General features: G+C 62.2%; 18 protein-coding genes. 7 read left to right on the forward strand and 11 right to left on the reverse strand.

Annotated features, from left to right (window positions below; translation table 11 throughout):
* Positions 1–2: 2 nt before the first annotated feature.
* The 10 genes from ACIROY_RS16110 to ACIROY_RS16155 form a co-directional block, all read right to left on the reverse strand.
* Entirely contained in the window at positions 3–698 is a 696-nt protein-coding gene (locus tag ACIROY_RS16110; RefSeq protein WP_402342410.1) for a cysteine hydrolase family protein, read from the reverse strand.
* A gap of 16 nt (positions 699–714) precedes the next feature.
* On the reverse strand, positions 715–1,635 hold the full coding sequence (locus ACIROY_RS16115) for an ABC transporter permease (RefSeq protein ID WP_402276205.1): 921 nt from the start codon (positions 1,633–1,635) through the stop codon (positions 715–717).
* Positions 1,628–2,770, reverse strand: a complete 1,143-nt coding sequence (locus ACIROY_RS16120) for an ABC transporter permease (protein WP_402342412.1) — start codon at positions 2,768–2,770, stop codon at positions 1,628–1,630. The genes ACIROY_RS16115 and ACIROY_RS16120 overlap by 8 nt, the downstream gene beginning before the upstream one ends.
* Positions 2,771–2,877: 107 nt before the next feature.
* Complete coding sequence (locus ACIROY_RS16125; protein ID WP_402276211.1) at positions 2,878–3,975, reverse strand: BMP family ABC transporter substrate-binding protein; 1,098 nt, start codon at positions 3,973–3,975, stop codon at positions 2,878–2,880.
* 62 nt (positions 3,976–4,037) lie between these two features.
* Positions 4,038–4,883, reverse strand: a complete 846-nt coding sequence (locus ACIROY_RS16130; RefSeq protein ID WP_402342414.1) for an ABC transporter ATP-binding protein — start codon at positions 4,881–4,883, stop codon at positions 4,038–4,040.
* A complete protein-coding gene (locus tag ACIROY_RS16135) occupies positions 4,880–5,746 on the reverse strand; it encodes an ABC transporter permease (protein WP_402342416.1) in 867 nt (288 codons plus the stop codon). Before ACIROY_RS16135 ends, ACIROY_RS16130 begins: the two co-directional genes overlap by 4 nt.
* 2 nt (positions 5,747–5,748) lie before the next feature.
* A complete protein-coding gene (locus ACIROY_RS16140; protein WP_402276220.1) occupies positions 5,749–6,798 on the reverse strand; it encodes an ABC transporter substrate-binding protein in 1,050 nt (349 codons plus the stop codon).
* 44 nt (positions 6,799–6,842) lie between these two features.
* Complete coding sequence (gene atzF, locus ACIROY_RS16145) at positions 6,843–8,699, reverse strand: allophanate hydrolase (RefSeq protein WP_402342418.1); 1,857 nt, start codon at positions 8,697–8,699, stop codon at positions 6,843–6,845.
* A gap of 407 nt (positions 8,700–9,106) precedes the next feature.
* On the reverse strand, positions 9,107–9,571 hold the full coding sequence (locus tag ACIROY_RS16150) for a YidB family protein (protein ID WP_402342420.1): 465 nt from the start codon (positions 9,569–9,571) through the stop codon (positions 9,107–9,109).
* Between the two features lie 212 nt (positions 9,572–9,783).
* On the reverse strand, positions 9,784–10,509 hold the full coding sequence (locus ACIROY_RS16155; RefSeq protein WP_402342422.1) for a 16S rRNA (uracil(1498)-N(3))-methyltransferase: 726 nt from the start codon (positions 10,507–10,509) through the stop codon (positions 9,784–9,786).
* Between the two features lie 290 nt (positions 10,510–10,799).
* Between ACIROY_RS16155 and tkt the strand changes: the two genes are divergently transcribed.
* From tkt to ACIROY_RS16185, 6 genes are all read left to right on the forward strand, one after another.
* Complete coding sequence (gene tkt, locus ACIROY_RS16160; protein ID WP_402342423.1) at positions 10,800–12,794, forward strand: transketolase; 1,995 nt, start codon at positions 10,800–10,802, stop codon at positions 12,792–12,794.
* A complete protein-coding gene (locus ACIROY_RS16165; protein WP_402276234.1) occupies positions 12,791–13,369 on the forward strand; it encodes a GNAT family N-acetyltransferase in 579 nt (192 codons plus the stop codon). Before tkt ends, ACIROY_RS16165 begins: the two co-directional genes overlap by 4 nt.
* Before the next feature lie 9 nt (positions 13,370–13,378).
* Positions 13,379–14,392 (forward strand): type I glyceraldehyde-3-phosphate dehydrogenase, encoded by a 1,014-nt coding sequence (gene gap / locus ACIROY_RS16170; protein ID WP_402276237.1) that lies wholly within the window; start codon positions 13,379–13,381, stop codon positions 14,390–14,392.
* A 195-nt stretch (positions 14,393–14,587) separates the two neighbouring features.
* On the forward strand, positions 14,588–15,139 hold the full coding sequence (locus tag ACIROY_RS16175) for a hypothetical protein (RefSeq protein WP_402276240.1): 552 nt from the start codon (positions 14,588–14,590) through the stop codon (positions 15,137–15,139).
* 116 nt (positions 15,140–15,255) lie between these two features.
* On the forward strand, positions 15,256–15,945 hold the full coding sequence (lepB, locus tag ACIROY_RS16180; protein WP_402276988.1) for a signal peptidase I: 690 nt from the start codon (positions 15,256–15,258) through the stop codon (positions 15,943–15,945).
* 126 nt (positions 15,946–16,071) lie between these two features.
* The gene (locus ACIROY_RS16185; protein ID WP_402342425.1) at positions 16,072–16,800 is read left to right on the forward strand and encodes a class I SAM-dependent methyltransferase; all 729 of its coding nucleotides are present in this window, start codon (positions 16,072–16,074) and stop codon (positions 16,798–16,800) included.
* A gap of 51 nt (positions 16,801–16,851) precedes the next feature.
* Here the strand turns inward: ACIROY_RS16185 and glnE are convergent, their stop codons facing one another.
* Entirely contained in the window at positions 16,852–19,581 is a 2,730-nt protein-coding gene (glnE, locus tag ACIROY_RS16190) for a bifunctional [glutamate--ammonia ligase]-adenylyl-L-tyrosine phosphorylase/[glutamate--ammonia-ligase] adenylyltransferase (protein WP_402342737.1), read from the reverse strand.
* 189 nt (positions 19,582–19,770) lie between these two features.
* Here glnE and ACIROY_RS16195 point away from each other — a divergent pair, with 189 nt between their 5' ends.
* The gene (locus ACIROY_RS16195; protein ID WP_402342427.1) at positions 19,771–23,952 is read left to right on the forward strand and encodes a YhdP family protein; all 4,182 of its coding nucleotides are present in this window, start codon (positions 19,771–19,773) and stop codon (positions 23,950–23,952) included.
* Positions 23,953–23,965 lie beyond the last annotated feature (13 nt).

Genomic DNA, 23,965 nt, shown 5'->3' on the forward strand with positions numbered 1-23,965 from the left:
GATTATTTGCCTATCGCTTGCAACAGCGATGACGAGTCCGACACCGCGCCGAACACGCCGCCTTGCATCTTGATCATCGACAGCGCCGCCAGATGATTGTTGTGATCGGTGGCGCCGCAGCAGTCGGCCAGCATCACGCATTCGAAGCCGCGATCATTGGCTTCGCGCATGGTGGTGTGGACGCAGACGTCGGTGGTGATGCCGGTCAGGATCAGGTTGCGGATGCCGCGCGTGTGCAGCACCAGTTCCAGGTCGGTGGCGCAGAACGAGCCCTTGCCCGGTTTGTCGATGATGATTTCGCCGGCGATGGGCGCCAGTTCGGGAATGATTTCCCAGCCCGGCTCGCCCCGCACGAGGATTTTTCCACAGGGGCCGTCATCACCGATGCCGACGCCGTTGGTGCCGATCCGGCGCGAACGCCAGCGCTTGTTGGCGGGCAGGTCGGACAAGTCGGGGCGATGGCCTTCACGGGTATGGATGATGGTGTAGCCGCCGGTGCGCATGGCGGCCAGCACGCTCTTGATCGGCGCGATCGGTGCGCGCGTCAGCGACAGGTCGTAACCCATCTTGTCGACGTAGCCGCCGATGCCGCAGAAGTCGGTCTGCATGTCGATCACGATCAGCGCGGTGTTGCCCGGCGTCAGCGCACCGTCGTAGGGCCACGGGTAGGGTTCGGACTGGATGAACAATTCGGACATATCGGTTTCTCCTGATTTATCTGGTAAGGCTGAGCTCGCCCGGCGCGCTCGACAGCGTGCGGTCGGGACGGCAGGTAATGATCATGATCAGCAAGGTCAGCGCATAAGGGGCGGCGTTGAACAGGTAATAGCCGGACGTCACGCCGACCGCCTGCAAGGCCGGACCGAGTGCGCCCGCAGCGCCGAACAGCAGCGCCGCCAGCAGGCAGCGCAGCGGCTGCCAGCGCGCAAAAATCACCAGTGCCACCGCCATCAAGCCTTGTCCGCTGGACAGGCCTTCGTTCCAGCTGCCGGGGTAGTAGAGCGAAAGATAAGCGCCGCCCACCGCCGCCAGGAAGCCGCCGCAAGCCGTCGCGATGATGCGCGTCAGATTGATGCGATAGCCGAGTGCACGCGCGGTCTCGGCATGGTCGCCGACCAGGCGCAGCGCCAGGCCCCAGCTGGTGCTCGACAGGCCCCATTGCAAGGCGGCGGCCAACAGCACGCCGATCAGGAACAGGGCATTGATTTCGAGCGCGTGATGCAGATGCGGATTGCTGCTCCAGCGACCGAGATCGATCGACGGCAGCATCGTCGCCTGCGGCTGGATGAACGGCTTGCCGAGGAAGAAGGCGAGGCCGGTGCCGAGCAGCATCAGCGCGATGCCGAAGGCGATATCGTTGACGCGCGGCAGCGAACACACCAAACCGTGCAAGGTGCCGAGCAGCATGCCGGAGGCGCCCGCCGCCAGCACACCCAGCCAGGCCGAGCCGGAGAAGAAGGAGACGGCGTAGCCGGTCATCGCGCCGCAAACCAGGATGCCTTCGAGGCCGAGATTCACGCGGCCGCCTTTTTCCGTCAGGCATTCGCCCAGACTGACGAACAGGAAGGGCGTGCCGACCCGGATCGCGCCCGCGAACAAGGCCAGCAGCAGCGTGGTGAAATCGAAATCAACCATGGATGGTCTCCGCGACAGTGGTCGGCAAAGGTTGCGCCTGCTGCTGCCAGCGCGTCTTCAACGCGCCGAGACGACCGGTGATGGCTTCCCATGCCAACAGGTTGCAGAACAGCAGTCCCTGCAACACCAGCGTGGTGGCGTCGGGCAGGTCGAGGCGGCGTTGCAGCAGGCTGCCGCTGGCTTCGACGCCGCCGATGACGACCGCGCAGACGATGATGGCGAGCGGATTCTGGCGCGCGGCAAAGGCAACCAGAATGCCGCTGAATCCGTAGCCTGCCAGCAGCGCGCTGTTGGCGCTGCCATGCACGGCGGTGACTTCGAACATGCCGGCCAGACCTGCTGCAGCGCCACCCATGGCGCAGGCGATCACGACCAGGCGGTTGACCGGCAACCCGACCAGGCGTGCGGTGCGGCCATTGCCGCCGGCAATCGCCATGGCGAAACCAATGACGCTATGGCGCAGGAAAATCCATGCCGCCACGCAGGCCAGCGCACCCCACACCAATCCCCAATGGACATCGAGGCCGGGCAGCGGATTGATCAGATAGGCGTCCGGCAGCGGCACGGTCGACGGCTTGTTGAGACTGGCCGGATCGCGCAGCGGACCTTCGACCAGATGTTTGAACAGTGCAACCGCGATGTAGGAAAGCAGCAGGCTGGAGATGGTTTCGTTGACACCGCGCCATTGACGCAGGGCGCCGCACAGCGCGATCCAGAGACCGCCGGCGATCATCGCAACGATGGCCATGGCCGGCAACATGATCCACGGCGACAGCATGGGTAAGAAAGAAGGAAGCACGGCGGCAAACAAACCGCCCATCGCCAGCGCGCCTTCTCCGCCGATGACGATCAGGCCCACGCGCGCAGGCAGCGCCACGCACAGCGCCGTCAGCAGCAAAGGCGCTGCGCGCTGCAAGGTATTTTGCCAGGCGAACATCGAGCCGAACGCACCCTGGAAAATCAGCAGGCAGGCTTCGGTCGCGGGCTTGCCCTGCACCAGAAGGAACAGCACGAACAGCAACAGTGTACCGGCCAGCGCGCACAGCGTCGGCAATACCGGCGCCAGCGCGATACCGATACGGGCCTTCAGCTGCAAAATGAAAGCACTGCTTTCCGCGCGGTCGTGTGTGGTCATGGCGATCAATGAACAATGAATGGCGAAAAAATCCGTAAGCGGCGCGTTGCGGTGACGACTATTTGTCGCTGCAACGCGCTGCCGTATCACATTGCGTTAAGCAGTTTTCATACCTGGCCGACGACGCCCGCCACCAGATAATTCATCTTCTCGAGCGCGACGTCGGTCTGAATTTGCGTGGTGCCGGCCGGGATCACGACTGCACCCTTGTTGTCCTTGATCGGTCCCTTGAAAATCTGGAATTTACCGGCGAGCATCTGCGCCTTGACGTCGTCGGCCTTCTTCTTCGCGGCGGCGCTGACGTTGGCGCCGTAAGGCGACATCTTGACGAAATTGTCCTTGAGGCCGCCGCGCAGGAAGTTGATCATCGGCTTGCCTTCCAGCGTGGCCTTGACGATCTCGGTATAAGGCGTGGCCCAGTTCCACTCGGCGCCGGTGAGGTAGCCCTTGGGCGCGAGCGCGGCCTGGCTGGCGTGGTAGCCGCAGGTCATGACACCGCGCTTCTCGGCGGTTTCGACGATGACCTTGGGGCCGTCGACGTGACAGGTGATGACGTCGCAGCCCTGGTCGATCAGGCTGTTGGCGGCTTCGGCTTCCTTGACCGGCAGCGACCAGTCGCCGGTGAAGATCACGCGTGTGGTGATAGCCGGATCGACCGACTGCGCGCCCAGCGTGAAGGCGTTGATGTTGCGCAGCACCTGCGGGATCGGCTTGGCGGCGATGAAGGCCAGCTTCTTGGATTTGCTCATGTGTCCGGCGACCACGCCGGACAGGTATTCGCACTCTTCGATGTAGCCGAAGAAGCTGCCGACGTTGAGCGGATGCTTGCCTTGCGTCCACAGGCCGCCGCAATGGGCGATGCGCACCTTGGGATATTTCTCCGCGACTTTCAGCACGTGCGGATCGAAGTAGCCGAACGAGGTCGGGAAGATCAGCGATGCGCCGTCCTGCTGGATCATGGCTTCCATGGTCTTTTGCACGGCCACGGTTTCCGGGACTTTCTCTTCTTCGATGACCTTGATGCCGGGCATTTTCTTGATGATGGCGGCAGCCTGCGCATGCGACTGGTTGTAGCCGAAATCGTCGCGTGCGCCGACATAGATGAAGCCGACCGTCAGCGGTGCGGCAGCCAGCAGGTCCAGTGGAAATGCCGAGCCCAGCGCGGCGGCGCCGGTCAGTTTGAGAAAGTCACGACGGTTGTTCATCTTTGGCTCCGGTAAAGGGAAACGTTGGTGGTGTTGTTGGCAAAGTGATGCTGAAAAAAATCTTATTTCGGCGGCTGAGCAGTAGCCTCGCGCCGCACTTCAGTCTGGAAAATTTCCAGGCTCATCTTCTTGGCGTCGATGAAGCGCGGTTGCGTCAGCGTCTCCACCGTGCGCGGACGGGCATCGTCGTAATGCAGGATGTGTGCCACCTTGGTCGGGCGCTTGGTCAGCAGCAGGATCTCGTCGGCGAGGTAGACCGCTTCTTCCAGATCGTGCGAGACCAGCATCATGGTGGTGCCGGTCTGCATGAAGACTTCCTGCAGCTTTTCGCGGATGAACAGCGTCATCTCGAAGTCGAGCGCGGAGAACGGTTCGTCGAGAAACAGCACCTCCGGCCCCGGCGCCAGTGCGCGCATGATGGAAGCGGTCTGCTGCTGGCCGCCCGACATTTCATACGGATAGCGGTTGAGGTCGAACTTGACGTCGAAGGAAGCCACCAGTTCTTCCACGCGGCGGTTGATCTCGACCTTGGATTTGCCTTCCAGCTTGAGCGGGTAGGCGATGTTGTCGATGGTGCGCAACCACGGGAACATCGCTTCGCGGTAGTTCTGGAAGACGTAGCCGATCTTGGTGTCTGCCAGCGATTTGCCGTCGAACAGGATCTGGCCGGCGTCGATCGGGATCAGGCCGGCGATCATGTTGATCAGCGTCGACTTGCCGCAGCCGTTGGGGCCGAACACCGAGACGATCTTTCCCTTGGGGATGTCAAGGTTGAAATCCTCGTACAGGGGCCAGCCGGCGAAATATTTGGTCAGCCCTCGGATCGTGATGTGGGTGCCGGGAGGACCGGGAACGAAAGGGACGATCGGCTCTTCGTGCTTCAATTTCGGGGAAATGACGACGCTCATCTTCCGCTCCAGTGGACGATACGTTTTTCAATCACGATGAACACCACGTTCAACGCATAGCCGAGCGCGCCGGCGGCCAGGATCGCGGCATACATTTCGCGCACGTTCAACACTTGCTGGGCGTCGATGATCTTGTGGCCGAGGCCGTTTTCGGAGCCGATGAACATTTCGGCCACGATCACGATCACCAGCGCCATCGACACCGCACTGCGCAGGCCGACGAAGGTCGGTTGCAGGCTTTCCCACAGCAGCACGTCCTTGAAGATCTGCCAGCGCGACGCACCCATGACCTTGGCCGCCATCACGCGCTGCTTGCGGGCGTTGAGCACACCGTAAGCGCTGTTGAACAGCACGATCAGCAGCGCGCCGAAGGCGGCGATGGCGACCTTGTTGATGTCCGACACGCCGAAGATCAGCAGGAACAGCGGGATCAGTGCCGACGACGGCGTCGAGCGGAAAAAGTCGATCAGGAACTCCACGCTGCGATAGGCGCGCTCGTTGCTGCCCAGCAGAACGCCGAGCGGCACGCCGACCACGGCGGCAATCAGGAAGGCTTCCAGCGTGCGCATCACCGTCACCAGGAAATCCATCAGCAGCGGTCCGCCGGCGAGGCCGTTGACCAGCGTGATCAGCGTTGCCGCAGGCGTCGGCAGCAGGATCGCCTTGATCCAGCCGGCGCGCACCACCAGGTCCCAGATGATGAACAAGGCGATCGGGCCGATGAAAGGCAGGAGCTTGCCGAAGGACGGCAGCGCACGGCGCTTTTTGACAACCGGTGCAGGCTTGATTTCAGCCGCCGCAACGCCTGCGGTGTCCGGCTTGGCGGCAGCATCGGCGCCGTCAACAGTGAGGGAGTCAGCCATGATCAACCCTTGTAAAGAAGTGAATCCACCATCACGCGCGAGGCGAAGATGCCCTTGTCGACGAACAGGTCGTAGAACTTCTGGAAGTAGGCAACGTCGCTGGCCTTGAACTCGTTGTAGAGCATGTAAGACGCCAGCGGAACTTCATTGGTGAGCGAACCTTCGATGGCGGTGTAGCCCTTGAGGTAAGGACGCGCCTTGTCGGGCGTCTTGCGGATCAGCTCGATGCCGCGCGCATAAGCGGCGATGTATTTTTTGGTTTCGGCCGGATGCTTCTTGATGAACTCGGTGGTCAGCGCCGCTGCGCCGCCATGCCATGGCGCGTTCGGATTGCCGAGGATGTACTTGGCGATGACGCCGGCTTCCAGCACGCGGGTGGTGTTGTTCATGCGGCCGACGGTGCCGGTCGGCTCCAGCGTGTAGACGGCGTCGACCTGACCTGCGGCAAGCGCGGCGACGTGCTGGCCGATCGGCAGTTCGGTAACAGTGGCGCCGGTCGCGCCCGCGCGTTCGAGCACGGTCTTGGCCAGCGTGACGTTCTGGATGCCGGGACCGGAGGCGACCTTCTTGCCCTTGAGTTCGGCGATCGATTTGATGGTGCTGTCTTTCGGCACCAGGAATTCGTCGAGCACGTATTGCGCATTGCTCGGATTCGTCGCGAAGATCTTGAACAGGCCGGGCTGGGCGATTTCACCAATGGCCAGGTTGCCGGCGCCGGTGCCGTTGGCCGAACCATCAGCGCGACCTGACAGCATGGCTTCCATCACTTGCTGCGCACCGGCGAATTTGATTGGTTGCACATCAAGGCCGGCTTCCTTGAAGTAGCCGGCTTCCACCGCTGCGTAAAAGGGCAGGCCGGCGGCGACCGGCCAGTAGCCGATCCGGATCGGCACGCTTTGCGCGCGCAGGATCGCCGGCGCGCCGCCCAGCGCCAGCGTGGTCGCGACCGTGCCGGCGGCACCGAGGAAGCGGCGGCGTCGCGCCGACTCCACCTTCACCTCTGTCTGTGTGCCAAGTGCGTTTTCTGTATCAGAGATTGCTGTTTTTTTCATGCTGGCTCCGTGAGGTGGGGGCGGAAAATAAGGTCGAAGGTTGTTCAGATTTTTGCAGCGAGATACGCAGTCCAGCCGCCGTAACCGGTGATGTCGCGCGCATTGTCCAGCGCTGCCGGTTCGCAGATGAAGCCCTTGACGCTGCTGCCGTCGGCCAGCTCCATCGTGCCGATGCCCAGCGGCGCAGGAATCGCGGCGACGAAGCTGCCGAAATTGCGCAGCGGCATTTCCCAGACTTCGGTGATGATGGCGACGCCGTCATCTCCATTTGCACTATTGATGCGGACAAGGCCCGGTTTGGCCGGTGTGGTGTTGGCGAGCGCGTAAAGGCGGTAATGTTTGCTGGTGGTGGTGGTGGCATGCAGGCGCGCGCCGGCTTCCAGCAGTTGCCAGTTCAGCGGCTGGCCGCTCAGATGCGCGCCGACCACGCCGACCTTGATGGTCGGTTCATTGAAGGGCAGCGGCGCTGCCGCCACGGCGTCGGCCTGCGCCGCACCGCCGAGCAGTTGCTGGAACTTCGCCCCGGCTTCAGCCAGCAAGTGGTCGGAACCGGCCGGCCCGATCAGCGTGATCCCGGCGGGCAAGCCGTCCTTGCGCCACACGGCAGGAATCGCCAGCGCCGCCATGTCCATCAGGTTGACGAAATTGGTGTAGTAGCCGAGCTGGGAATTGCGCACCACCGGATCCGCTTCCACTGCAGCGATGGTTGGCATCGTCGTCGTTGTCGGCACCAGCAGCAGGTCGGTGTCTTGCAGCAGTTTTTCCGCTTCGCGGCGCAGCTCGGCCAGGCGGTATTGGCCGTTGAAGGCGTCGACCGCATTGAACTTGTCGGCTTGCGCGGTGATCTCCCGAACTACCGGATGGATCGCCGCATTATTGGTGTCGTAAAAATCTCCCAGTGCGGCGCGTCGCTCGGCCACCCACGGGCCCTGGTAAAGCAATTGCGCGGCATCGGTGAACGCGTCGAAAGGAATGCGCGTGATGCTAACGCCCGGCATGGCCGTGACTTTTTCCAACGCCTGCTCGAACGCCAGCCGGGCTTGCTCGTCGCCATAGAACTCCGGCTTGGCCGGTACGGCGACGCGATAGCCGCGGCGTTTGACGCCGAGCATGGCCGGGGTGCGCGAGTAGGCGTCGGCGGCGTCAAAGCCGGCCGCGCTTTGCAGCACGCGCCAGGCATCGGCGACGTCGTGCGCGAAGATGGAAATGCAATCGAGCGTGCGGCATGCCGGCACCATGCCGCTGCCGCTGAGCAGGCCGCGCGTCGGCTTGAGCCCGACCAGGTTGTTGAAGGCGGCCGGCACGCGGCCCGACCCGGCGGTGTCGGTGCCGAGCGAGAACAACACCTGTCCCAGCGCGACCGCGACGGCGGAGCCGGAGCTGGAGCCGCCCGATACATATTCGGGTTGCAGCGCGTTGCGCACCGCGCCGTAGGGCGAACGCACGCCCACCAGGCCGGTGGCGAACTGGTCGAGATTGGTTTTGCCGATCAGCAGCGCGCCGGCTTTTTGCAAGCGCGCGACCACCGTGGCGCTGACCTGCGGCACATGGCTGAATTCAGGGCAGGCGGCGGTGGTCGGCAGTTCGGCGACGTCGATATTGTCTTTCACCGCAAACGGGATGCCGAACAGCGGCAGCGTCTCGAACACCGCTTCGCCCTTGATCTGCAGCATCAGGTCAAGTGCGGCGGCCTGTTGCTTGAGCGTCTTGGCGGACACGCGATGAATCCAGACCTCGGTGCGATCGGACTGCTCGATCTGCATCAACAGGTCGCCGATCAGCTTGCTCGGCTTGAGGTTGCCGGTGCGATAGGAGGCCAGCAAATCGGCGATGGTCCGCTGCGGGGCGGCGGAATTCGAGGAGGCGGAGGAGGCGTATTGGGGCAAAGTAGTTGCTGACATGGATATATGCATTCTTGAATACAAGATGAAAAATATTAAGCAGATTGCGTGCCAGCGGATCTTTGGGGGCGCTCTGAGAACGACGGGAGGCGCCGAAACCGCTTGCCGCAGCTTGTTTGGCGGCATCGCAGCCAGCGCCACAATGAGGGGAGATTGATGGTGAAAAGAGGATGGACTTGATCGGAAACGCGGAGGAGTGCGTTCGATTGGCGCGTTCAGCAACGCCAAACTGGTGCCTGCACCAGATTTTGGTGCAGGCGGGGACGCAGGCAGCTAATGATTAGCGGGCAATGATGGCGTGGCGATTGCCCCGCCGAGAGTCACAAGAATAAGGCTCGAAAATCAAGCTCGAGATTCAAGCTCGAGATTCAAGCTCGACATTCAAGCTCGACATTCAAGCTCGACATTCAGGCCGACTTGCCGCCGAGAAAGCCGCCAAGCAGGTTGCCGATTTCCGAGCCGAGATCGCCGCCGGATTCTGGCACTTGGCCGTTTGGCGTCAGGTGATCGACCAGGCCTGGAAGAATCTGGGCCAGATGGCCGGCGATATCGCTTTGCGGAATGCCGGCCGTTTGCGCCAGGCTGCTCAACTGATCATCGCCCAGCGCTTGCGCCAGCTGATCGCCCGAGACCGGCTGGTTCTTGCCGGTGCCGATCCAGGAGTCGACAATCTGGCCGAGGCCGGCGTTTTGCAGGGTGCCGAGCAAGCCGCCCAATCCGCCAAGCCCACCCAGCGCGCCCGAGCCGCCGGACTGATTGTTGGCAAGCATGCTCAGCACCGCCTGGATCAACGCTGCTTTGGGGTCGCCGCCGGTTGCATTGCCGTTTGTACTGTCATTGAGTGCGCCGAGTACGCTGTCGAGTAAGCCCATGAGATTCTCCTGAAAGGAAGTGAAGGAACGATCCGGCAGGGGAGGAAAAGAATTGCCGGAACGGGTGGAGAGGCAACGGATGGCACGCTGACTGCGTTGTCGAAGGATGTGGAGATATCTCTTCTTTTGTCTCTCTATGCCTATGTTTACTGCTTTTCCTGCTTCTTCATATTTCTGCTGACTTCTCTGAAGCGGCCTTGCCGGGAAGCTGCCTACATCTCGCCCCAGATCGCATTGATCGCCGCCAGCGCGCTCAGGCCGGCGGTTTCGGTGCGCAGCACGCGCGGTCCCATCGACAGCATCAGCGCGCCTTGGTCGCAGGCCAGGTTTTCTTCGGCTTCGGTAAAGCCGCCCTCCGGGCCGACTACCAGGCTCAGCGCCTGCGCCGGGTGATGGCGCGCCCAGTCGGACAGCGATTGCTCGCCGCGCGGCGACAGCAGAATGCGCTTGTGGAGGTCGCTCTGGCCGATCCAGCTGTTGAATTCGGTCAGCGGCGCCAGATGCGCCAAACGATTGCGTCCGCTTTGTTCCGCCGCGGCCTGGACAATCCCTTGCCAGTGGCTCTGCTTCTTCTCGGCACGCTCGCTGTTGAGGCGCACCACGCAACGTTGCGCCGCCAGCGGCTGGATCGCGGTCACGCCGAGCTCCATGGCTTTCTCGATGATCCAGTCCATTTTGGATGCTTCCGGCAGCGCCTGCGCCAGCGTGACGGCGTAGGACAGCTCGGCTTCGCGCGGCGAAAAGGTCTTGACCTCGGCGTACACGCGCTTTTTTTCCATCTGGGTGATGACCGCCGTATATTCGCCGCCCTGGCCGTTGAACAGGGTGATCGGATTGCCCATTTGCATGCGGATCACCTGGACATGGTGCGCGACCTGTTCGGGCAGGGCCAGCGTCATGCCGATGGCCAGGGAGTCGGGGCAGTAAAAGCGAGGCATGGGATGGACGATCCGATAGAAAAATGGCAATTGGCAACGATTTGAAGCGATTTAACCGGAGGCGAGGGCAAAAATGCATAAAAAATTGTTTTTTTACATGCCGTAATACGCCGCCGACATGCCGCGATTTTAATTCTTCGGGCTGGTCTCTGGTAAAATAGTTGGCTCAGTCTGGCTTGATCCGGGAGTTCATCCGGGCCGACCGGCAAGGCATCCGACATGCGCGCGTTAGGTCCAAATTGTTCGTAACGGCGTAGTTCGACCGCAATCCGCAACTCTTTGACATCGACATGACTTCCACACTCCCTACCGACAAGATGGCCAACGCGATCCGCGCGCTGGCAATGGACGCAGTACAAAAAGCAAACTCAGGACACCCAGGCGCGCCGATGGGGATGGCGGAAATCGCAGTTGCATTGTGGGCCAAGCACTATCGCCACAACCCGACCAATCCGCAATGGGCCAACCGCGACCGCTTCGTGCTGTCCAACGGCCACGGTTCGATGCTGCAATACGCCTTGTTGCACCTGACCGGTTACGACCTGTCGATGGACGAGATCAAGAACTTCCGCCAACTGCATTCCAAGACTGCCGGCCATCCGGAAGTCCACATCACCCCAGGTGTGGAAACCACCACCGGTCCGCTGGGGCAGGGCATCACCAACGCCGTCGGCATGGCGCTGGCTGAAAAGCTGCTGGCTGCAGAATTCAACAAACCGGATCTGGCAGTGGTTGATCACTACACTTACGCTTTCGTCGGCGACGGCTGCCTGATGGAAGGCATCTCGCACGAAGCCTGCTCGCTGGCCGGCACGCTGCGCCTGTCCAAGCTGATCGTGCTGTACGACGACAACGGCATCTCCATTGACGGCAAGGTCGAAGGCTGGTTCAAGGACGACACCCCGAAGCGCTTCGAAGCCTACGGCTGGAACGTGATCCCTGCGGTCGACGGTCACAACGTCGAAGCGGTCAATTCCGCCATCCATCAGGCCAAGCTGGCCGACAAGCCGACCCTGATCTGCTGCAAGACCGTGATCGGCAAGGGTTCGCCGAACCTGGCCGGCACCGACAAGGTCCACGGCGCGGCGCTGGGCGACAAGGAAGTCGCGGCAGTGCGCGAAGCGCTGGGCTGGACTTCGGCGCCATTTGAAATCCCTGCCGACATCTATTCCGCGTGGGATGGCAAGGTCCAAGGCCAGCAATTGGAAGCCGACTGGAACAAGCTGTACCAGGCTTATCAGGCCAAGTACCCGACCGAAGCCGCCGAACTGGTGCGCCGCCTGAAGGGCGAGCTGCCGGCCGGTTTCGACGCGGCGGTGCAGGCTTACATCGCCAGCACCATCGACAAGAAAGAAACCATCGCCACCCGCAAGGCCAGCCAGAACGCGATTCAGGCTTACGCGCAAGTGCTGCCTGAATTCCTCGGCGGTTCGGCCGACCTGACCGGCTCCAATCTGACCAACTGGAAAGAATCGGTGGCCGTGCGCGCCGATGTCGCCGGCAACCACATCAACTATGGCGTGCGCGAATTCGGCATGAGCGCGATCATGAACGGCATCGCCCTGCACGGCGGCTACATTCCGTTCGGCGCGACTTTCCTGACCTTCTCCGATTACAGCCGCAATGCATTGCGCATGGCCGCGCTGATGAAGCTGCGTGCGCTGTTCGTGTTCACGCATGACTCCATCGGCCTGGGCGAAGACGGCCCGACCCATCAATCGGTCGAGCACGTTTCCAGCCTGCGCCTGATCCCGAATCTGGACAACTGGCGTCCATGCGACACGGTCGAATCGGCCGTGGCATGGGAGCAGTCGGTCAAGCGCAACGACGGTCCGAGCACCTTGATCTTCTCGCGCCAAAACCTGCCGTTCCAGGAGCGTACTCCTCAGCAAGTCGCCGACATCAAGCGCGGCGGCTACATCCTCAGGGAAGCCAAGGACGCCAAGGTTATCCTGATCGCCACCGGTTCGGAAATCGAACTGGCGGTCAAGGCGGCCGACGAACTGGCGGCGCAAGGCATCCCCGCGCGCATCGTGTCGATGCCGAGCACCGATGTGTTCGATCGCCAGGATGCAGCCTACAAGGCCAGCGTGCTGCAGCGCGGCGTGCCTCGCGTCGCGATCGAAGCTGGCGTGACCACGACCTGGTACAAGTATGTCGGCCTGGAAGGCGCCGTGGTCGGTATCGACACCTTCGGTGAATCGGCTCCCGCAGGCGTGCTGTTCAAGCATTTCGGCTTCACCGTCGAAAACGTCGTCGCCAAGGCCAAGCTGATCCTGGCATGAGTGTCTCCGGCAACGACATCATCAATGTCGTCGGTCCGGTGACGGTCCGGCGCGCGACGGTCGATGATGCAGCCCTGATCGCTCAGGTGCGTATCGACAGCTGGCGCGCGGCATATCGCGGCATGATTCCGGACGCCTATCTGGACGGCATGAAGGTGGAAGACAGCACACGCATGTGGACGCGCGTGCTGGGCGCGGCGTCCGACGCCGCCTGCACCTTCGTGGCGGAAGTGGAGGGCGAACTGGTCGGTTTCGCCGCCGGCATTACGCTGGCGGAACGCAAGCTGGATTTCGATGCCGAACTGACAGCCCTGTACGTTTTACCTTCGGCCCAGCGCGCCGGCATTGGCCGCCGCCTGCTGACCGAAGTGGCTGCAACACTGGGCGCGGCAGGCGCGCCCAACCTGCTGGTCTGGGTGCTGGCGCAGAACAAGAAGGCGCGCGACTTTTACGCGCACCTCGATGCGCTGCTGCTGGCTGAACAGACCTTCAAGTGGGATGAACTGGATTTGATCGAAGTCGCCTATGGCTGGCGCGACATCCAATCCATCGGCAGAATTACTACTGTTTCTTAAGGAGAAAACATGACTATCCGCGTCGCAATCAATGGCTATGGCCGCATCGGCCGCAACATCCTCCGCGCTCATTACGAAGGCGGCAAGAAACACGACATCCAGATCGTGGCGATCAACGACCTCGGCGATCCGAAGACCAACGCCCACCTGACCCAATACGACACCACCCACGGCAAGTTCCCGGGCACCGTGACTGTCGATGGCGATTCCATCGTCGTCAACGGCGACCGCATCAAGGTGCTGGCGCAACGCAATCCGGCAGAACTGCCATGGGGCGAACTGAAGGTTGACGTCGTGCTGGAATGCACCGGCTTCTTCACCACAAAAGAAAAGGCCAGCGCCCACCTGAAGGGCGGCGCCAAGAAAGTCATCATCTCCGCACCAGGCGGCAAGGACGTCGACGCGACTGTCGTGTTCGGCGTCAATGACGGCGTGCTGAAGGCCTCCGACACCGTGATCTCGAACGCATCGTGCACCACCAACTGCCTGGCACCGCTGGTCCAGCCGCTGCACGAGAAGATCGGTCTGGTCAACGGCCTGATGACGACCGTCCACGCCTACACCAACGACCAGGTACTGACCGACGTCTACCACGAAGATCTGCGCCGTGCGCGTTCGGCCACCCAGTCGATGATTCCGGCCAAGACCGGCGCCGCTTCGGCAGTCGGCCTGGTGCTGCCTGAACTGAACGGCAAGCTGGACGGTTACGCGATCCGCGTGCCGACCATCAACGTCTCGATCGTCGACCTGTCGTTCATCGCCGCGCGCGACACGACTGTGGACGAAGTCAACGCCATCATGAAGGCCGCTTCCGAAGCTGGTCCGCTGAAGGGCATCCTGACCTACAACACCGAGCCACTGGTGTCGGTCGACTTCAACCACAACCCGGCATCGTCGAATTTCGACTCGACCCTGACCAAGGTCTCCGGCCGTCTGGTCAAGGTTTCGTCGTGGTATGACAACGAGTGGGGCTTCTCGAACCGCATGCTGGACACCACAGTCGCACTGGTTTCGGCAAAATAATCGGTCTCAAACCGTCATTTTTGATTGATCCGGCCTAATTTGGCTTCTTTTCTTCGCATGCTTGTCAGGCGATGTCTAAGAAAATATCTTGGGCGGATCAATAACCAGACGATGTGTTCTGGAAAGGCTGTTGCAAATCCGTTTTGCGATAGCCTTTTTTATTGACGATTTAACAATAATTAATCGAGGGCTGTAATGTCGTCACCTTCTTCAACACCGATTTTGCGTAGCCACGGCGTCAAGCTGATCGCCATGCTGGCCCTGAGCTTCACGCTCGGCGGCTGCGACTATGTCGCCAGCTTCACCAAACCCAAGCAGACGCCCGAAGAAGCCAAGGCCGAAGGCATCGCACTGGGCGCGGGTTGCCGCCAGGCCGGCCAGAGCCTGGAAGATTGCTACCAACGCAACCCAGATAAGCTGAAAGCGGGTATTTTCGCCGGCTGGAAGGACATGCACGAGTACATGGCGGCCAAGAACATCCCGACCGTGGTGCCGCCGCCGGTGCCTGAAAAGACCGAGGCCGATAGCGCCAAGGAAAAGGAAGCGCCGAAGGACGATCGCGCCGCGCGCCGCGAACGCCGTGAGCGTGAGAAGGCCGAGAAAGATGCCAAGGATGGCAAAGACAGTAAAGACAGCAAGAGCAAGGATAGCAAGAGCAAGGATGGTGGCGGTGGCGACAGCGACCGCAGCAGCCGCAGCAGCCGTAGCAATCGTGATCGCGACGACAGCAGCTCGAGCAAAAAGTAAGTAGACTGGACGGCGGGAGCGAGTCTTGACGATTCGCTGCGCGCCGGCCTGCAACGAGCAGCTCAAGGCAGACAATGCGCCCCGCCAGTCGGGGCGTTTTTCATGGAATGAACGATATGCAAGCGATCAAGAAACTGATTTCCGCCAACAAGGGCTTCCTGTGCTTCCTGCTCGGCATGTTGCTGATCCGCAGCGCCGTCGCGGATTGGTACGGCGTGCCGTCGGCGTCGATGTATCCGACGCTGCTGATCGGCGACCGCATCATTTCGAATCGTCTTGCCTATGACGTCAAGCTGCCGTTCACCGATATCGTGGTCGGCCGCATCGCCGATCCCCGGCGCGGCGACATCGTCACCTTCAGTTCGCCGCAAGACGGTACGCGGCTGGTGAAGCGCCTGATCGGCCTGCCCGGCGATATCATTGAGATGCGCGACGAGCAGCTGGTGATTAACGGTACGCCGATGTCTTACGACGCCGCGACGGCGGCGCCCGCATCGCACCGCATGCCGGACTATGAAGGAAGCCAGTTGATTGTCCGGGAAAGCCTGCCGGCAATGGCGCACGGCGTGATGCTGCTGCCCGAGCGCATGGCCTTGCGCAGCTTCGGCCCGATGACCGTGCCGGCAGGGGAATACCTGGTGCTGGGCGACAACCGCGACGACAGCAAGGATTCACGCTACATCGGCTTCGTGCCGCGCGCCTTGCTGACCGGACGCGTCAGCCGCGTGATGTTTTCGCTCGATCCGCAGCGTCACTATCTGCCGCGGGTGCAGCGATTTGGCGCGGCGTTGCGGGACGCCGGCTAAGCGGGGACAGCGCTACGCAGCGGCTTGCCGCGGCGATTGGCATTCTTCCGGGAATGTCGGTACAGGTTTTGCTTTTCCCGGCAAGGCAGGGCATCATGCTCGCTCGTCACGCAAGACCATAAGAATATGAACGCTCCCCTGATCGTCAAATCGCCTCACAGCTATCCCCACGTCCCCGAGACCGCCTTCGGCATCTGGTTCCTGCAGACCCATACCTGGACCTTGCATGTGCTGGAGCGCGCCTTCAAGGATCTCGAGCCGCTGATTCCGGAGCGGCGCGCGTCGTATCCGGTGGTGGCCGACGTTGGTTGTGGCTGGGGTCGTTCGCTCACGAAGCTGCATGAGCGTTTCGCGCCGCAGCGGCTGATCGGCATGGACATCGATTCCGCGATGCTGGAGGCGTCCGCGAAAGAAGTCGCCGGCGCCGGCATCCGCGCCGAATTCATCCAGTGCTCGAGCTCGCACATGACGCTGGAAGACAACAGCGTCGATCTGCTGTTCTGCCACCAGACTTTCCATCACCTGATCGAGCAGGAAGAGGCGATCCAGGAGTTTTTCCGCGTGCTCAAGCCGGGCGGCGTGCTGTTGTTCGCCGAATCGACCAAGCGCTACATCCATTCGTGGATGATCCGGCTGCTGTTTCGCCATCCGATGGAAGTGCAGAAGACCGCCGGCGAATACCTGGCGCTGGTGCGCAGCGCCGGCTTTCAGGTGGCGCCGCAGTCGATTTCCTATCCCTACCTGTGGTGGAGCCGCGAGGACCTCGGTCTGATGGAGCGCGTACTGCGCATCAAGCCCAATGCCGTGCGTGAAGAAACTCTGATCAACCTGGTCGCGGTCAAGCCGGTCGTCTGAATTTTTGCAGCCGGTTCGTTCTGATCCGGCTGCACTTCCAGCTTCAACCCCTCATCCCCCGAACACTTCCAGCCACAAGCGCTTGACGCTGTCGGTTTCCTTTTGCACGCGTTCGATCGGCGTGCGTGCGCGCTCTTCGCCCCGCAACCGGATCTGATGCTGCAGCTTGCGGAACAGGCGGTAGGCATTGGCCACTTCATCGGCCAGTGCCGCGTCGATCAGCGCCAGTGAACCGCACAGCTTGAGCAGCGCGATGTTGCCGATATCGCCGGTCAGCTGCTGGTATTGCGAGGCATAGCGCAGCACCAGGAATTGCACCAGGAACTCGATGTCGATCATGCCGCCGTCGTCATGCTTGAGGTCGAACAGCGTGCTGGGATTGGGATGCGCCTGATGCATCTTCATGCGCATGCCGAGTACTTCCTGGGTCAGTTTCTGCGGATCGCGTTCCTGCCGCAGCAAGTCTTCGCGCAAGGCTTCGAAACGGTTGCCGATGCCGGTGTCGCCGGCGCAATAGCGCGCCCGCGTCAGCGCCTGGTGTTCCCATACCCAGGCCGAGGTGCGCTGGTATTTTTCGAAGGTAGCAAACGATGAGACCAGCAAGCCGCTGGCGCCGTCCGGGCGCAGCGCGATGTCGATGTCGAACAGCGTGCCGGCCGGCGTATGCGAGGTCATCCAGGTGATGAAGCGCTGGGCCAGCTTGGCGTACAAGCCTGGCGCTTCCTGGTCGTCGTCATCGTAGAGAAACACCACGTCGAGGTCGGACACGTAGCCGAGCTCCTTGCCGCCGAGCTTGCCGTAGGCGATCACGGTGAATTGCGGCACGTCGCGATGGCGGTTGGCGACGGTCTGCCAGACCGCCTGGATGGTGGCGGCGACCAGGATATCAGCCAGCGCCGACAGGTGATCGGCCAGGTGTTCGACGCTCAGGTCGCCTTCCAGGTCCTGCGCCAGCAAGCGGAACAGCTGGGCGTGATGGACTTCGCGCAGGATGTCCATTTGCCGCTCGGTGTCGCCCGGCGCGGTGTCGAGCTGGCGCTGGCAATCCTGGGCGAACGCCGGCCAGTCGGGCGGCGCCTTGAGGTTGCGATCGTCCAGCAATTCGTCGAGCAGGATCGGATGCTGCGTCAGGTATTGGGCGGCCCAGTCGCTGGCGGCCATCATGCGGATCAGGCGTGTCAGTGCATGCGGATATTCGGTCAACAGCGCCAGGTAGGCCGCGCGGCGCGCGATCGCTTCGAAGAAATCCAGCAGCCGGCGCAAGGTCGGCAGGCGTTTGTCGGGCATCGCGCCGATGATCGGCAGCGCCGCATTGATCAGCGTCATCAGGCGCGTGCGGCTGGCTTCAGGCAGCGATTGCAGGCGCGGCGACTGCAGCGTCGCCAGCACGCGCTGGGTGGCGCCCTCGACGTCGTCGTAGCCGAGCAGCGTGAGCGTATCGGCGATCGAGTCGGCGCTCTCGCCGTCATTGAGTTCACAGACAGCGCCATCGCCTTCCGAGTCTGCACGATCGTCGGTGTTGTTGCCGCCTTGCTTGTCGCTGAAGATGGTATCGAATTGCCCGGCCACGATGCGGCGATGGCGTTCCAGTTCGGCAAGCAACGCGGCGACGTCAGGGTAGCCTATCATCTGGGCGACGATCAGTTGATCGCTGTCGTTGACCGGCAGCGTGTGGGTTTGCGCGTCTTCCAGATATTGCAGGCGATGTTCAAGATTGCGCAGGAAGGTGTACGCCTCGAGCAATTGCGCGACCACGTCCGGCTCCAGCAGGTTCTTGTCGGCCAGCGTGCGCAGCGTGACGCGGGTCGAGCGGTCGCGCAGTTCCGGGTCGCGGCCGCCGCGGATCAGCTGGAATACCTGGCTGGTGAATTCGATTTCGCGGATGCCGCCGCGACCTAGTTTGACGTTGTTGCTGCGTTCAGGGTGCAGCGACTCCTGGCGTTTGACCTCGGCGCGGATCTGCGCGTGCATCGAGCGCAGCGCGTCGATCGAGCCGAAGTCGAGATAGCGACGGTAGATGAACGGCCGGCTGATGGCTTCCAGCGCGGCGATGTCGCTGTCCTTGCCGGTCAGCGCGCGTGCCTTGGTCCAGGCATAGCGCTCCCATTCGCGGCCCTGGCGGATCAGGTATTCCTCGACCATGTTGTGGCTGGCTACCAGCGGGCCGGAGCCGCCGTTGGGACGCAGCGCCATGTCGACGCGGAAGGTGAAACCGTCGGCGGTGATCTCGGACAGCGCGGCGATCAGTTTCTTGCCCAGCCGGATAAAGAATTCGTGGTTCGACAGCGAGCGCTGGCCGGGCTGGTCGGCGCGCGTGTCGCCATCCTCGGGATAGACGAAGATCAGGTCGATGTCGGAGGACACGTTGAGTTCGCCGCCGCCCAGCTTGCCCATGCCGAGGACGATCATTTCCTGTTCGCTGCCCGACTCCTCGCCGATGGGCATGCCGTACAGCGCGGTCAACTCCTGCATCAGCGCCGCCAGGTGGGTCTGGACCGCGAAGTCGGCGAATTCGCTCATGGTCCGGACCACTTCGGCCAGATCGGCCTTGCCGCTCAGGTCGCGTTCGATCAGCGTGCAGACGATCAGGTTGCGCAGCCGCCGCATCGGGCCGTTGAGCGCCGCAGCACCACTTTCAGGGGCGCGGGCGGTACTTATGTCATTTTGTAAAACGCGCTCGAAAACCGCACGGTTCAGGGATAATTGCGAGAATGCCGCCAGTTGGGCGGGGCGCGCCGCATCGGCATTTGCCCAACGGGCCAGGAACCGGGAGGCCGTCATGCTGTCGAGAAGGGAGTTAGTCACAAATTGTCAGGATATCGGGTTGAATACGAGGTTAAAGATGGTAAAGCCGGGGTTTTCCACCATGAAAACGGGCCGCCGTCCTCTAGGTCAAACCACGCTTCCATGCGATGATGCTGGGCTACGACGCTTGTTTCATTCTACCGTGAGTTTTTCCTCTTGCCCCTGATGTCCGAAGACCAACACGACGCCACTCCGCCGACCGGCCGCCGCGCTGCCGCCTGGCGTACTGCGTGGGGTGCGGCCAAGGGGGCGTATTGCCATCTGAGCAGCGCCACGCGCCGCGTCATCGGCTTTGTCTTCAAGCTGCTGGTGCTGGCTTATTTCGTGTTTTGCGCGCTGTTCCTGACGCTGCGCTACGGCATCCTGCCCGAAATCGACAGCTACAAGGGCGACATCGAAAAAATCGCCACCCGCGCCGTCGGCCGTCCGGTCACCATCGCCGACATCGACGCCTCCTGGAGCGGACTGCGGCCGCAGCTGGAACTGACCGAAGTCGTGATCCACGACAGCGCCGGACAAGCGGCGCTGACCTTGCCCAAGGTCTCCGCCACGCTGTCCTGGACCACGGTGCTGGTCGGTGAGCTGCGCTTCGACAACCTGACCATCCTGCGGCCTGATTTGTCGGTGCTGCGCGACGCCGACGGCAACTTCTTCGTCGCCGGCCTGCCGGCCTCCAGCGGCAAGGACAACAGCGCCGGCGCCGACTGGCTGCTGTCGCAACGCGAAGTCGTCATCCGCGACGGCAAGATTCGCTGGCGCGACGACAAGCGCGGTGCGCCCGAGCTGGCGCTCGACCAGGTCAACCTGGTGCTGCACAACCGATGGCGCCTGCACCAGATGGCGTTGAAGGCGACGCCGCCGGCCGACTATGCGGCACCGCTCGACGTGCGCGCGAATTTTTACCATCCCAGTTTCGCCAGCAAAATTTCCGACGTGACGCGTTGGAAAGGCACCTTGTACGCCGACGTGCGCAATACCGATCTTGCAGTCTGGAAAGCCTATGTTGACTATCCGCTGGAATTGACACAGGGCCGCGGCTCGGTGCGCGCCTGGCTCGACCTGGATCACACCAAGATCGCCAACTTCACCGCCGACCTCAGCCTGACCAACCTGTCGGCGCGGCTGGACAAAAAACTCGAGCCGCTGCAACTGGCGCGCGTCAGCGGCCGCGTGTCCGGCAGCGAGATTTATGCCCCCGACCTGCAGGACGGCATCCCGACCTTCGGCGCCAACGGCCACAAGCTGACGCTGAGCAATTTCTCGCTGGAGACCGATGACGGCTTCACGCTGCCGCCGACCACAATTTCCGAAGTGTTCGAACCGGCCACGCGCTTCCGTCCCGAGAAAATGACGGTGGAAGCGAAGCTGCTCGACCTCGCCATTCTTTCCGACCTCGGCAGCCGCCTGCCGCTGACGACGTCGCAGCACAAACTGCTCGCCGACCTGGCGCCGCACGGCCAACTCAAGGATTTTTCGGTGCAATGGGAAGGCAGCTATCCGGATGTGCGCGCCTATCGTCTCCGCGGCGCCTTCAATGGCCTCGGCATGCAGCCGCAGGCAGCCCGCCTGGCCCAGCCCAAGACCGCAACGCAGCCCGCGCGCGCCGGTGCACCGGCGATTCCCGGCTTTGCCAATCTGGATGGGCAGATTGATGCGACGGAGCGCGGCGGCAAGCTGAGCCTGGCGTCGCAGGACGTTGCGCTGCAACTGCCGGCATTGTTCGCCGATGCAGCCATGCCGTTCGACAAGCTCAATCTGCAAAGCCACTGGGAAATCCAGAACAACGAGATCCTGCAGTTCCACGTCGATAGCCTCGACTTTGCGCAGGACAGCGCTGCGGGCACGCTTAGCGGCACTCACACGCTGCCGCTGCAAGGCAAGTCGCCCGGCGTCATCGACCTGAAAGCCAAGCTGTCGCGCTTCGATCTGCAAAAGCTGTCGCGCTACCTGCCGCTGCACACGGCCAAGCCGGCGATGGACTGGATCAGCGGCGCGCTGCTCGACGGCCAGGCCTCGGATGTCGACATCGTCGCACGTGGCGATCTGGCCGACTTCCCGTTCCGCAACGTCAAGCCGGGCAGCAAAAATCCTGGCGAATTCAAGGTCTCCGGCAAGTTCGACAAGCTCAAGATCAACTATGCGCCGTCGCATACCGGCAAGGACGGCAAGTCGCCCGAATGGCCGCTGCTGGAAGACGTCAAGGGCAGCATCACGATCGACCGCACGCGCCTGGAAATTCTGGCCGATTCGGGCAAGACCCATGGCGTCGGGGTGTCGGACGTCAAGGCCGTGATCCCGGATTTGCTGAGTGCCGAATCGTCGCTGGAGATTGACGGCAGTGCCGCCGGCGCCATGCCGGATTTCCTGCGTTATGTGAAGGACAGTCCGGTGGCGCACTGGATCGGCAATTTCACCGAAGACACTCAAGCGACCGGCAACGCCAAGCTGCAATTGAAGTTCCAGCTGCCGTTGCATCACATGATCGAGGCCAAGGTCGACGGCGCGCTGCAATTCCAGAACAACGACGTCGCGCTGATGACCGGACTGCCGACCGTCTACCGCACCAACGGCAAGCTGGAGTTCAATGAAAAGGGCTTCAACCTGAACGGTATCAAGGGCATGTTTCTCAATGAGCCGGTCACGGTGGCGGGCGGCACCCAGCGCGACGGCACGACGCTGGTCAAGGTCGACGGCGCAGTTACCGCAGACGGTTTGCGCAAGGCATACAGCGAGCCAGTGCTGCAGCGTTTGCTGGGCCGCCTGAGCGGTGCTTCACGCTACATCGCCACCATCGCGGTGCGCCAGCATCTGCCGGAAATCACCATCGAGTCCAGCTTGCAAGGGCTGGCGGTGGACTTGCCGGCGCCGATGCAGAAAGCTGCCGGTGAAAGCTGGCCTTTGAAGTTTGAAATCGTCGGCATGCCGTCGTCTGATCCTTTGCTTCAGCGCGATGAAATCAAACTGTCGCTCGGGTCGGTATTGGCTGCGCGCTACCTGCGCCAGAAGGCGCCCGGCAAGGCTGACTGGCAGGTGCTGAGCGGCGGTATCGGCTTCGGCCAGCCGGCGCCGCAACCGGATAGCGGCCTGGCGATTTACGCCAGCGCCAAATCGATGAACATCGATCAGTGGATGAGCTTCCGTTCTGCGATGCTGAAGCAGTCCGACGGTAGCGAGGGCGCTCCCGATCCGGGCCTGAGCGCCTATCTCGAGCCTGACGTCATCGCCGGACGCACCAGTGAATTGCTGCTGATGGGCAAGAAGCTCGACAACGTCGTGCTGGGCGCTTCGCACCAGAACAAAGCCTGGCAGGTGAATATATCTTCTGACCAAGCCACCGGTTACGCCACCTGGAGCGAGTCAGGTAGCGGCCGCGGACTGGGCCGCGTCACGGCGCGCCTGGCCACGCTGAATATCCAGAAGGGCGCCGGCACGGATCCTGCCGACCTGTTGGAAAATAACGCCGATGCAGCCGACAATACCAACGCCAACAGTGCCAGCCGAATTCCGGCGCTGGACATCGTGGCGGAAGACTTCCGCCTGTTCGGCAAGAAGCTCGGCCGCCTCGAACTCAACGCCAACAACGTGCGCGTCAGCGTCGGCAGCGAATGGCGCATCAACAAGCTCACGCTGATCAATCCCGACGCCGAGCTGCGCGCCGCCGGCAACTGGATGGCGTTCGGCCGCAACAATACTTCCAACCTGACCTATGCGCTGGATATCAATGACGCCGGCAAGCTGCTTGAGCGCTTCGGTTTCGTCGGTGTGGTGCGCGGCGGCAAGGGGCAACTCGACGGCGACGTCAGCTGGAAGGGCTTGCCGTATTCACTGGACATCCCGAGCCTGAGCGGACAGGTCCACATGGATATCCATTCAGGGCAGTTCCTGAAGGTTGATCCGGGTGCGGCCAAGCTGCTCGGCGTGCTCAATTTGCAGGCCTTGCCGCGTCGTCTGGCGCTGGATTTCCGCGACGTGTTTTCGGAAGGCTTTGCCTTTGACAACATCGTCGGCACCGCATCCATCGCACAAGGCATCGCCACCACCGACAATCTCAAGATGACCGGCGTGGCGGCGTCAGTGCTGATGAACGGTTCGGCAGACATCGCCAGGGAAACCCAGAACCTGCACCTTGTGGTGATCCCGGAGGTCAATCTCGGTACGGCGTCGCTGGTGGCGCTGGCGATCAATCCGGTGGTCGGGGTCGGCACTTACCTGGCGCAACTGTTCCTGCGCAACCCGCTGATGAAGACGCTGACCTTTGAATATAATGTAACCGGGTCCTGGAGCGATCCTCTGGTCGTCAAGCAGGAACGCACCGCTGACGCCAACAGCAAACCTGCCGCCAAATAATATTCATACGGCA

This window comes from Herbaspirillum sp. NPDC101396 (genome assembly GCF_044767365.1).
Taxonomy (GTDB): domain Bacteria; phylum Pseudomonadota; class Gammaproteobacteria; order Burkholderiales; family Burkholderiaceae_D; genus Herbaspirillum.